General features: G+C 52.2%; 10 protein-coding genes. 2 read left to right on the top strand and 8 right to left on the bottom strand.

Annotated features, from left to right (window positions below; genetic code table 11):
• Nucleotides 1-170 precede the first annotated feature (170 nt).
• From RI501_RS01090 to dnaA, 8 genes are all read right to left on the bottom strand, one after another.
• Nucleotides 171-656: a hypothetical protein gene (locus RI501_RS01090; RefSeq protein WP_313819960.1), complete on the bottom strand. Its 486-nt coding sequence runs from the start codon at nt 654-656 to the stop codon at nt 171-173.
• 620 nt (nt 657-1276) lie between these two features.
• Entirely contained in the window at nt 1277-3802 is a 2526-nt protein-coding gene (gyrA, locus tag RI501_RS01085) for a DNA gyrase subunit A (RefSeq protein ID WP_313819959.1), read from the bottom strand.
• A 66-nt stretch (nt 3803-3868) separates the two neighbouring features.
• A complete protein-coding gene (gene gyrB / locus RI501_RS01080; protein WP_313819958.1) occupies nt 3869-5815 on the bottom strand; it encodes a DNA topoisomerase (ATP-hydrolyzing) subunit B in 1947 nt (648 codons plus the stop codon).
• Nucleotides 5816-5836: 21 nt separating this feature from the next.
• Complete coding sequence (recF, locus tag RI501_RS01075; RefSeq protein ID WP_313819957.1) at nt 5837-6979, bottom strand: DNA replication/repair protein RecF; 1143 nt, start codon at nt 6977-6979, stop codon at nt 5837-5839.
• The gene (yaaA, locus tag RI501_RS01070) at nt 6979-7206 is read right to left on the bottom strand and encodes a S4 domain-containing protein YaaA (protein ID WP_313819956.1); all 228 of its coding nucleotides are present in this window, start codon (nt 7204-7206) and stop codon (nt 6979-6981) included. Before yaaA ends, recF begins: the two co-directional genes overlap by 1 nt.
• The gene (locus RI501_RS01065) at nt 7203-7406 is read right to left on the bottom strand and encodes a hypothetical protein (RefSeq protein WP_313819955.1); all 204 of its coding nucleotides are present in this window, start codon (nt 7404-7406) and stop codon (nt 7203-7205) included. Before RI501_RS01065 ends, yaaA begins: the two co-directional genes overlap by 4 nt.
• Nucleotides 7407-8013: 607 nt before the next feature.
• Entirely contained in the window at nt 8014-9153 is a 1140-nt protein-coding gene (dnaN, locus tag RI501_RS01060; protein WP_313819954.1) for a DNA polymerase III subunit beta, read from the bottom strand.
• Between the two features lie 276 nt (nt 9154-9429).
• The gene (dnaA, locus tag RI501_RS01055; RefSeq protein WP_313819953.1) at nt 9430-10785 is read right to left on the bottom strand and encodes a chromosomal replication initiator protein DnaA; all 1356 of its coding nucleotides are present in this window, start codon (nt 10783-10785) and stop codon (nt 9430-9432) included.
• 538 nt (nt 10786-11323) lie between these two features.
• On the opposite strand from dnaA, the gene rpmH reads away from it, so the two are divergent.
• A complete protein-coding gene (gene rpmH, locus RI501_RS01050) occupies nt 11324-11458 on the top strand; it encodes a 50S ribosomal protein L34 (RefSeq protein WP_083484058.1) in 135 nt (44 codons plus the stop codon).
• Between the two features lie 138 nt (nt 11459-11596).
• Entirely contained in the window at nt 11597-11953 is a 357-nt protein-coding gene (rnpA, locus tag RI501_RS01045) for a ribonuclease P protein component (protein ID WP_313819952.1), read from the top strand.
• Nucleotides 11954-11955 lie beyond the last annotated feature (2 nt).

Raw genomic sequence — 11955 nt, 5'->3', positions numbered from 1 at the left:
GCGGAAGCAAGGAGAGTCACTAGCGTAAGCCAGATACTCACAAGCTAGTAGTATAGCATAAAAACAATTGCGACGCAAATCGGGGCCGACCGACTGGGCGTGACTGACGATACACCGTTAACTCCGACGGGAGCGGCTCGATTTTTGCCACGTCACTAAAAAATTTCCGCTTACCGGGGAAAATCGTTCAGATCCACCCGGAGTTGCACCCACCGGTTGGCTCGGGCCAATAACTGATAGGTCACCTGGACGCTCCCCAAAAAGTTAACTAGCGCACTTAATTCCCGCAGGTGTTGCGGGCGCCAAGTCATGACCCCCTCCGCCGGCTGGGTAGAGATGGTTAGCGGGGCGTGGGTGTCCAACAGAAACTGCAAGGCCGTTTTAATCTCCGTGACCCGTAAGTTGGCGATGGGGGGCGGCGTGGGCCGACAATCCACGTGAACTTGAAAGGATAGAATCTCCCCCCGTTCATTTACCAAGTCGTTGGTAGTAAATCGCTGATGCCACCGCCCCAATTGATCAAAAAACACGCAAAACTGTGCCACTCGAGAAATATGTAACGCAAGATCAATCTCCATGCCCTGCGTTTGTGTGGTTAACACGGCCGCTTCGCCCAATGCCGCGACCGCCCAGCGTTGAATCTCTGCTGGCGTCATACGCCTCGCCTCCTAATGGCCCCAGTGTAGCCAGCAGGTACCTGCAAGGCAAGTGGGGAAACCCTTTACATAACTAAATAAATATTTAATTGGTTATAACAAAGCAAATTCGCTTGGTCGTCGGCCGTTAGAGGCCTAGCTAGGCCCTAGAAAAAAAAGACCTCATCCCAAACGAGATAAGGTCGCAGTGGTGGCTTGCATGAATAAGACCGTCAAATGTCTTTTAGCCATGGTGAAAGCCAACCAATTGTATGATTACTCATACCACGGACTCAAGGTCCAATAAGGTTTTGCACCTTATGAATTAAATTCTAACAGTCTCACGTTGATATTTCCAATTTCAATCACCGCGAGACACTATTTCGTGTACGCTCAATTTAGCCGTGAGGGCGGTCCTGAAGGGGCTCAGTGGTGTCGTTTGGGTTATTCGGGGTTCTTTCCCGGATTACCCAAAGGCCGAGCTTGAAGACCTGGTACTTTCAGGGCTTCAAGTCGTGCCCACCACGTTCCAGCCTCTTCAGGACCAACCGGTAAGGCGGATAATTTCCACAATCTGCCCTTGACTAAACGTAGAAAGAGCCCGGGGCTTTTGTCCCAGGCTCTTCATCACTCAAATCAAGTTAGTTTTCAGTTGGTGACTCGTCGGTTGTCGGTGCCGTTTCGGTCCCCTCGGCGGTCGACGACTCAGCGTCGGTGTCGTCCTCGTCTTCCTTGGCGACCTTGGCCATAGTGGCCACTTCCGCGTCATCGTTCAACCGAATCAGGTGAACCCCTAAGGTGGCCCGACCCGTTTCCGACACGTCGGCCACGCTGAAGCGGATCATGACCCCTTTGTTGGTGATTAACATGATGTCTTCATCACCAGAAACCGTGGTCAGTCCCGCTAACGGTCCGTTCTTGGCGGTCACGTTGACGGTCTTGATCCCCTTACCGCCCCGACCTTTAATTGGGTAGTCGGTAGCGACGGTCTGCTTTCCGTAACCCTTTTCGGAAATCACGAAGACGTGATCCGTGGGTTTCAAGACACTGGCGCCAATCACGTAATCGTGATCACGCAGGCGAATCCCGCGAACCCCGGTTGCCGAACGACCCATCGATCGGACGTCGGCTGCCGCGAAGCTGACCGCGTAGCCTAAGTGCGTCCCAATGATCATGTTGGCATCATCCTGCACGATTGCCACGTTCATCAGTTCGTCGCCGTCCTTCAGGTTCAACGCCTTCAGACCGTTACTCCGAATGTTGGCGAATTCGTCCACTGGCGTCCGCTTAACCGTCCCGTGAACCGTAGTGAAGAACAGGTCGCTGTCGGCGTTTTGTCCCGGATTGGCCACGTTGATAACCGCCTGAACGTGCTCGTCGGTGTTAATGCCGAGGAGGTTGATCACCGGAATCCCCTTGGCCGACCGGCCGTACTCGGGGATTTCGTACCCCTTCATCCGGTAGACCTTTCCGGTGTTGGTGAAGAACAGGAGCATGTCGTGCGTCGACGTGGCAACTAAGTGTTCAATAAAGTCGTCTTCGTGCACGCCCATCCCCTGAACGCCCTTACCACCGCGATTTTGGGTCTTAAATTCAGTGGTCGGTAACCGCTTGATGTAGCCGTTGTGGGTCAGAGAGACCACCACGTCTTCTTCGGCGATCAGATCTTCATCTTCCAAGCTCAAGACTTCGCCGACCATTAATTCGGTCCGGCGCTTGTCGCCAAACTTGTTTTGGATGTCCAGCAGTTCTTGGTAGATGATTTCTTGTTGCCGTTCGCGTGAAGCCAAAATGGCCTTGTAGTCAGCAATGGCTGCTTGTAAGTCCTTGTATTCCTTCTCGACCTTTTCGCGTTCCAGACCGGTCAGACGCACCAACCGCATGTCCAAAATGGCTTGCGATTGCTTGTCGGAGAGACTAAAGCGCGAAATCAGTTCGTTCTTGGCGAGCTCGGCCGTCTGGGATTGGCGAATGATCGTGATGATCTCGTCAATGTGGTCCAGCGCGATCCGCAACCCTTCCAGGATGTGGGCCCGGGCTTCGGCCTTCTTCAGGTCAAAGGCCGTCCGTCGTTGGATCACTTGCAGCTGGAAGTCCAAGTAGTGTTGCAGAATGGACTTCAGGCCCAAGACCTTCGGTGCCCCATCCACGATCGCCAGCATGTTGATCCCAAAGGACGTCTGCATCAAGGTCATCTTGTACAGGTTGTTCAAGATGACTTCGGCACTGGCATCGCGCCGGACGTCGACCACGATCCGCATCCCGGTCCGGTCAGATTCATCGTTGACGTCGGTAATGCCTTCAATCCGCTTGTCACGGGCCAGTTCAGCGATCCGTTCGATCAACTTAGCCTTGTTCACCATGTACGGAATTTCGGTGGCCACGATGCGTTGCTTGCCATTCTTTTCTTCTTCGATGTCGACCTTGGCCCGTAAGGTAATGGTCCCCTTCCCGGTCTCGTAAGCCCGACGAATGGCGGCCTTGCCCATTACGATTCCCCCGGTTGGGAAATCAGGACCCGGTAAGACCTCCATTAAGTCGGCCAGCGTCGCATCGGGGTTCTTCATCAGAATGTGCAGGGCGCTAATCACTTCCGTCAGGTTATGCGGCGGAATGTTAGTGGCCATCCCCACGGCAATCCCGGACGCCCCGTTAACTAAGAGGTTCGGGAACCGCGATGGTAGGACCACCGGTTCGCGTTCACTGCCATCATAGTTATCTTGATAATCGATCGTATCTTTATTGATGTCGCGCAGCATTTCCAGCGCGATTTTACTCAGCCGCGCTTCGGTATACCGCATGGCGGCCGCCCCGTCCCCATCGACGGAGCCGAAGTTCCCGTGACCGTCCACTAACATGTAGCGGTACGAGAAGTCTTGCGCCATCCGCACCATGGATTCGTAGACCGCGGTATCCCCATGGGGGTGATACTTCCCTAACACGTCACCGACCACCCGGGCCGACTTCCGGAAAGGTTTATCGGGGGTAATCCCCAGTTCGTGCATATCGTATAGAATCCGCCGGTGTACTGGCTTGAGTCCATCCCGCACATCGGGAAGCGCCCGGGCCACGATGACACTCATCGCGTAATCCAAGAAGGAACTGCGCATGGTTTGCGACAGGTCCACGTCGGTAATTCGCGTATGGGTCAAATCTTGATCAGCCAAATTTTTATCCTCCGTTCCTACTTCCGTGTGCCAACCGTCGAGACGCGACGGCTCTTTGCGTGACGCTTAAACGTCCAGATCGGCAAAGGTGGCATTGTCTTCGATGAACTCCCGCCGGGGCGCCACTTTATCACCCATCAACATACTGAAGACCTGATCGGCGTTGATGGCATCCTTAGCGTCCATCCGCAAGAGTCGCCGGTTATCTGGGTTCATCGTGGTTTCCCACAGTTGTTCCGCATCCATTTCCCCGAGCCCTTTGTACCGTTGAATCTGGGGCTTCGGTGATGGTGACAACTGACCCAAGACTTCCTTCAACTCATCGTCCGAATCGATATACCGTTGGTACTTTCCTTGACGAACCCGGTACAACGGCGGGCAGGCAATGTACACGAAGCCGGCATCTAGGAGCGGCCGCATGTAGCGGTAGATCAACGTTAACAACAGAGTCCGAATGTGGGCCCCGTCGACATCGGCATCGGTCATGATGATCAGCTTATGGTAGTTGGCCTTAGCGACGTCAAAGTCGTCACCGAAGCCGGTCCCCATGGCCGTGAACAGCGAGCGAATTTCCTCGTTAGCCAAGATTCGGTCCATCGAGGCCTTTTCCACGTTCAAAATCTTCCCTCGAATGGGGAGAATGGCTTGCGTCAACCGGGAGCGACCTTGCTTGGCCGACCCACCGGCGGAGTCCCCTTCGACGATGAAGAGTTCCGAGATTTCCGGATCCTTGGAGGTGTTATCCGCCAATTTCCCGGGAAGGTTACTGATTTCCAGACCACTCTTCTTCCGGGTCACTTCCCGGGCACGTTTAGCGGCGACCCGGGCCTTGGAGGCTAAGGTCCCCTTATCCACAATCTTACGCGCCACGTCAGGGTGTTCCATCAAGAAACGCATGAAGTGGTCGGCAAAGGTGTGATCCACGGCCGTCCGGGCATCGGAGTTCCCCAACTTGGTTTTGGTCTGGCCTTCGAACTGCGGGTTCGGGTGCTTGACCGAAACCACGGCGGTGAGCCCTTCACGGACGTCATCCCCGGTCAGGTTAGCTTCGTTATCCTTCATCAACTTGTTTTGCCGGGCGTAGTCGTTCACTACCCGAGTCAAAGCACGCTTGAAGCCTTCCTCGTGGGTCCCCCCCTCGTAAGTGTGAATGTTGTTGGTAAAGGTCAGCAGATTGTTGTGGTAGTCGTCAGTGTACTGCAAGGCAACTTCCACGGTAATCCCGTTTTCTTGACCTTCCACGTAAATCGGGGGTTCAAACAGCGTGGTTTTATTTTCGTTTAGGTAGTCAACGTAGTGGCGAATCCCACCTTCGTAGTGGAAGTCGTCTTCGGTCGGCGTTTCTGGCCGTTCGTCGCGAATCGTAATCCGTAAGCCCTTGTTCAAGAAGGCCAGCTCACGAATCCGCGTGGTCAGCGTTTTAATGTCGTAGGTCGTGGTTTCCCGGAAGATGTCAGGATCTGGCAGGAAGTGCACGATCGTCCCGTGTTGGTCCTCCGGTAATCCAGTCTTAGTCACGTGCATCGGTGTCTTGACGTGGCCGCGGGTAAAGTCCATGGCGTAGCACTTACCGCCCCGAATAACCTGAACGTCCAATTCAGAGGACAACGCGTTCACTACGGACGCCCCGACCCCGTGCAGACCACCGGAAACCTTGTACCCACCACCGCCGAACTTTCCGCCGGCATGCAGGATAGTAAAGACGGTTTCCAGGGCGGGCTTCCCCGTCTTCTTCTGGATATCCACCGGAATCCCCCGGCCATTATCGGTCACGGTGATACTGTTATCTTTTTCCACCGTAACGTGAATGGCGTCGGCAAAGCCCGCTAAGGCTTCATCGATCCCGTTATCCACAATTTCCCACACCAAGTGGTGGAGACCTTGGGAACTCGTGGTCCCGATGTACATCCCGGGACGTTTACGAACCGCTTCCAGACCTTCTAGGACCTGGATTTGGCTGGCATCATATTCACGGGCACGTTCTTCCTTGGTTTCATTTTCGTTTTCAGCCACAGTCTAATCCTCCTTAACAGACTACTCGGCCGACGCAGTGTCGGTCGACCCATCGGCCACCACGGTCCCGGCGGTGACGTGAAAAATCGTCGGGTCCTTGATCAACTGGCGGGTAATCCCGCTCAAGCTGGTGGTGGTTATAAACGTTTGTACTTTGTCCTGAATGGCGGTCAATAGGTGCGTTTGCCGCGCATCGTCCAATTCGGACAGGACGTCATCAAGTAATAAGACCGGATATTCCCCGGTCTCAGCTTTCATTAAATCAATTTCTGCGAGTTTGACACTCAACGCCGTGGTCCGCTGTTGGCCCTGTGACCCGAACGTCTGCACGTTCTTGTCATTGACCTGGAACCGCAAATCATCCCGGTGCGGCCCAATCAGCGTGGTGCCCTGATAGAGTTCCTTATCACGTTGCTTCTGATAGAGCGCCGTAAGCGCATCACAGATGGTCTTGGGATCGCCTAACGCTGACTCGGCCACCTGTGTCGCGTAGTGAAAGGTTAGGGTCTCTCGGTGCTGGGAAATCTCAGCGTGAATCGACTGGGCCCACCGCTCCAAGCGGTGCAGCAAGACCAATCGTTGATGAATAATGTCGGCGCCGTATGCCGCCAGCTGGTCGGTCAACACGTCGAGTAACAGTAGATCGTGTTGGCGGTGATGCTGCAAATCCTTCAGGTACTGGTTGCGCTGCTTCAACAGCGTCCGGTACTGACTCAGGTTATACAGATACCGCGGGTTCATCTGACCAAATTCCATGTCCATGAACCGCCGCCGCACGGTGGGCGCCCCCTTAACAATCGCCAGGTCTTCCGGCGCAAATAAAATCACGTTGAGCTGACCCACATACTGGGAGAGGCGGGCCTGTTCTAAGTGATTGATTTTGGCACGTTTACCTTGACGTGAAAAAGTCAGCTCCAAAGGCGTCGTGCCGCTGGCCTTGACCACCCGACCACTGATGCGGGCCGTCTTGGCCTGCCAGTTAATCAGATCATGGTCATTAGCCGTTCGGTGGCTGCGAGTCAGGGCTAACGCGTAAATGGCCTCCAAGAGGTTGGTCTTCCCCTGCGCGTTTTCGCCCAACAGGACGTTAATCCCGTGACCTAACTGTAAATCCGCCGACGCGTAATTCCGAAAATTTTGGAGCTGCAACTCTTGCAAATACATTATTCACCCTGCTTTGAGCGTATAAAAAATAATCCGGCATCAGGTACGGCAATGCTATCGCCCGGGTACAACTTGCGACCACGCCGGTTATCCGGCTCGTCGTTCACCGTTACGGTGTTTTCCCGCAAGTACCACTTAGCTTGACCACCCGTACTGATAATGGATTCTTCCTTGAGCATCTGACCTAGTGTGATGTAGGGCGTCTCAATGAAAATTGCTTTTTTCACAACTTCACCCCTTCATTTTCTTTACTTATATTATACCGCTTTTGCGCAAAAAGTACAGGTTCACCGCCTGATTTCGGCGTTTTAAGCCCGTTATTAGCATTTTTGATATTTTTGCCAAAAAGCGGGTAAATCTGCTCAGAAACCGCAACAACGCCATCTGGCCAAAATAAACTGATTTTTAGCGAAATTTCAGCCAGCAACCTTTTGTGAAAAGATTGCGCCCGCAAATCCGGGAATTTTCACGATGTAAATCGTTATACTTCCCGGTTTAACGCGGCGATATTGAAAATTCACTGAAAACCGTTGGCCCAAATGAAAGCGGCCCTATTTTTCGCTGCTAAATAACTCGGCTACCACGGTCAAGCGGACGAATCCGGCTGGCAACTCGTCACCAGAGTTATCCCCTAAAAGTGGATAACCATGGCACTTTAGGGGATAACTTATGCGCCTAATCACGGTCATCCGGCGCTAACATCATCAAACGACCAACAATCCGCTCTTCTGGGGATAACTTTAGGGGGAGATCCCCCACGGTGCCGGGCCTTGCACCCCCTAGCTGATTAGGCAACGCCGCCGGCCCCAAAATTAGGCAACGCTCCGTGGTGTTCGTTTTTTCACCCCAATTTTTCAGTAATTATCCCTTAAACCAGCCGCTCACAACACCGATTTCCATTTTTGCTGACAAAAAAACGTGACCCACCCGTTCAGGTGAGTCACGTTAATCACATTTTGCCGGCGGTTATCCCCAGCCCTGGTGCCCAGAACGGCTAAACCACTGCAGTTATCCCCCGTTTTCGGGGATAACTTTTAGAACGTCCGTACTGGCGTAATCAGTTGAATGAAGTTACTGGTATCTTCAGTTGGAACCAACGTGAACGGCCGTAACGGCGAGGTAAATGCCACGCGAATCGCGGTTTGGCCGAAGGAACGTAAGGCATCTTTCATGTAGTCCGGGTTGAAGGAAATTTCCAGATCAGCCCCATCCATATCCTTAGGCGTTAACTCTTCTTCAACGTTCCCGACATCAGGGGAATTACTGAAGATGGTCACTTCTTTAGTTTCCGGCTTCAAGGTCAACTTGACCACGTTGTTCCGCGATTCGTGGGACAGCAGTGACGCCCGTTCCACGGCAGCCAACAATTCTGGCGCTTCGATTTCGACCGTGGTCGAAGCGGTCTTAGGAATCAGCCGCGACGTATCGGGGTAATTGCCTTCCAATAACCGAGAGTAAAACGAAGTGTCCCCCAAGAGGAATAAGACCTGATTTTCGGAGAATTGCATCTTCACGTCATCGTCTTCGTCACCAATCATCCGGGACAATTCGGTCAGACTCTTCCCGGGAATGATCACGTCAAAGTTGGCGTTAGTGGGCGTCGGTAATTCAATCTGCCGCTGACTCAACCGGTGACTATCCGTGGCCACCGCTAAGAATTGGTTGTCGTTTAAGACGAAGTGCACCCCGGTTAAAATTGGACGACTTTCCTGATTAGACACCGCAATAACGGTTTGGCTGATCAGTTCCTTGAACACCGCTCCGGATAGCACCACAGAATCCTCCGCATCCACTTCCGGCAGGTGGGGATAATTGTTAGCGTCTTGGCCGTTGATGTTGAAGGCCGCCGAGCCGGACGTAATTTCCGTCTGGAAGCCGTTCTTAACCGTGACCGTCATGGTTTTCTCGGGGAGCCGCTTAACGATTTCACTAAAGAAATGGGCGGTTAAGACAATTGACCCGTTATCCTCGATGGTCAAGCCATTGTCGGGATCGTCGGCGCGAATCAGGGTTTCAATCGAAATGTCGGCGTTAGAACCGGTCAAGACCAGACCGGCGTCACTGGCCACGATCTTGAGCCCCGTCAGGATGGGAATCGTGGTTTTAGATGAAATTGCCCGGGAAACGTTATTGAGTTCTTTAACGAAGGATGCCCGGTTAATCGTAAATTGCATACGAGATGACACTCCTTTTTTGATGGTCTCCGTGGAGACCAGGGTTTAACTTAATTAAAAGAAAAAACAGTAGTCGTAGTAGACCGGTGGATAATGTGGATAATCGTGCGGAACACACGGGCAATCAGCTTATCCACCTGTGGAAAACTTGTGGATAACCCGACGACTTTTGACTTGGCTATCCACATGCCGCTTGACGCGGGTAAGTCTATCATACACTAACGCCGTTAAAAAGGACCGTGAGATCGTTTAAAGTCCCCGGCCCCTAACCGGACGTTAGTGGCGTAATTCTTCCTTCAAATCGGCGATGTCTTTTTGTAAGTCGACATCGTCTTTGAGCGACGCCGCGATTTTATCGTAGGCGTGGATGACGGTCGTGTGGTCCTTACCGCCAAATTCGTTGCCGATGCGGGGTAACGACGAATCGGTTAACTCGCGGGACAAGTACATGGCAATTTGGCGGGGAATCACGATGGCTTTTTTTCGTTTCTTTCCTTTAAGGTCCTTTAAGGACACGTCAAAATACCGTGCCACGCAGTCCTGAATGGTTGGAATCGTCAAGGTCACTTCATTATTTGCGAGGTTGAGCCCCTTCAAGGCCTCGGCGGCTAAGTCCGTGGTAATCGGTTGCCGCATCAAACGGTGGTAGGCCTGGACGCGCGCCAGGGCGCCTTCGAGTTCCCGGACGTTGGAGTCGATTTGCCCGGCGATGTAACTGAGCGTGTCGTCGGGAATATCGACCTGGTCGGCATCCGCTTTATTCCGCAGGATGGCAATCCGCGTTTCGAGGTCCGGCGGGGTGATATCCACGGAGAGGCCCCAAGCAAACCGGGACACTAACCGGTCCTGGAGCTTGGGAATCTCGTTGGGTAAACGGTCGGAAGTTAAGACAATCTGTTTGCCTTCATCATATAAGGCATTAAATGTATGGAAGAACTCCTCTTGGGTTCCTTCCTTATTAGCGAAGAACTGAATATCATCGACGAGTAGTAGGTCGACGTTGCGGTACTCCTGTCGGAATTTTTCCTGCGTTCGTGTTTGGATCGCGTTAATGAAGTCATTCGTGAAGGCTTCGCTGGTCACATATTTAACTTTCGTTGCGGGATGGTCCTCCAGCATTTTGTTGCCGATGGCGTGCATCAAGTGGGTTTTGCCCAATCCGACGCCCCCGTAGAAGAACAGTGGATTGTACATCACACCGGGTTCTTCGGAGACCACCAAAGCGGCGGCGTGGGCCATTTGGTTGCCCTTACCGATAACGAAAGTATCAAACGTGTAGCGGGGATTCAAGGTCGTTTCCTTCATAAAAGTGGGCGTGGGTTCGCGTGATGCCGTGGCATCATCGTTGCTTTGGGCCTTAAGTGCGGCCTGTTGCTGACGCTCCCCTTCTAGAATCAAAACGGGTTGAACATCTTCGTGAGTGGCTTGATAGGCGTACTCTACCAATTGCTGGTCTAGGTGTTGATTAGTCCAGTAATCACGATGCAGGGGTGACGGTAGTTCCAACGTCAATTTATTCCCCACTAGGGAAATCGGCTTGGCAGATGCGATCCAAGTCGCGTAGGACGTCTTCGAGTAGCTCTGCTTGAACGACTCTTGGATATCAGTCCATAAAGTTGACATATCTGGCACTAATGGGATCCCCCTAAAATACAAATTTGACGATGTCCCCTGACCGCCAAAAACGAGTCAGTGGAAAACGTATATTCAGTGTAGCATGAAGAAAAAAAGTTTTCCACAGGCAAATTCAACCTGTGACTAATTGTTTCACAACAAGTTCATAACAGTTACCCACAGGATGCTGATTTCTGTGGATTTAGAAAGTTATTCCGAGTTATCCACATAGACGATATGCTGAGAAACATTATTGCGTTGCGTGTTTCACAAGTTATCCACATTTTCAACAAATCGAAAAAATCGGCAATTCACACGCTGTGAAACTGGGGATAACCCGGTGAGCAAGTCCGGGATAACTTTTCCAGCCTAACGCGGTTATCCACAGCAAATGTGCATGAAACAACTTCAAATTGAGGAGAACTTTTTGCTGGAAATTGTAACTTCTGGTTTTCATTCCGGTGGTTTTATGCTAATATGGTCAAGAAATGCATTTAGTCTGTTCGACCTTGTGTCGGACAACCAATCAAAAACTTGATATGAAGGAGGTGTCACGATGAAGCGCACTTACCAACCAAAGAAGCGTCACCGTTCACGTGTACACGGTTTCCGCAAACGGATGAGTACTAGTAACGGCCGTCACGTCTTAGCACGTCGCCGTCAAAAGGGACGTAAAGTATTGTCTGCATAGGCCGCTGAGGGTTCAGTGGTCTTTTTATTTTATCTGAGTCGGTACTGGGACCCCAATGCCCCTCGGACTGTTTGTGCCAGTCAGCCGACTGGACGTCAATTCTGATCATTAAGATCGTGAAAATTTTGGAGATGCTCCATGCGAAAATCTTACCGCATTAAGAAAGAAGCGGAATTTCAGCAGGTCTTTGAAACCAGAAATTCAGTCGCTAATCGGCAGTTTGTGGTGTATTCAATGGCCAAGCCAGGGCAAAAGCATTTTCGGGTCGGCGTATCCGTCGGCAAGAAGATTGGGAATGCCGTGCACCGCAACTGGGTCAAACGGCGAATTCGCCAGAGCCTTCTCGAGTTAAAGCCCTTCTTAAAACAAGATGTGGATTTCCTCGTGATCGCCCGGCCTAGAGCAGACGGGATTTCCATGGCGGATGCCAAGCAGAGTATGGTTCACGTACTCAAATTGGCACAACTGCTAGATTCCAACTATAGCGAGGAATAACT

It is taken from the genome of Levilactobacillus zymae (assembly GCF_032190635.1).
Classification (GTDB): domain Bacteria; phylum Bacillota; class Bacilli; order Lactobacillales; family Lactobacillaceae; genus Levilactobacillus; species Levilactobacillus zymae_A.
This window is presented reverse-complemented; position numbering and strand designations above follow the sequence as displayed.

Bases quoted from the DNA above. Each gene is read 5' to 3' on its own strand.
- RI501_RS01090 (WP_313819960.1), bottom strand. From the start codon at position 656: ATGACGCCAGCAGAGATTCAACGCTGGGCGGTCGCGGCATTGGGCGAA.
- recF (WP_313819957.1), bottom strand. From the start codon at position 6,979: ATGTATTTGCAAGAGTTGCAGCTCCAAAATTTTCGGAATTACGCGTCG.
- dnaN (WP_313819954.1), bottom strand. From the start codon at position 9,153: ATGCAATTTACGATTAACCGGGCATCCTTCGTTAAAGAACTCAATAAC.
- rpmH (WP_083484058.1), top strand. From the start codon at position 11,324: ATGAAGCGCACTTACCAACCAAAGAAGCGTCACCGTTCACGTGTACAC.
- rnpA (WP_313819952.1), top strand. From the start codon at position 11,597: ATGCGAAAATCTTACCGCATTAAGAAAGAAGCGGAATTTCAGCAGGTC.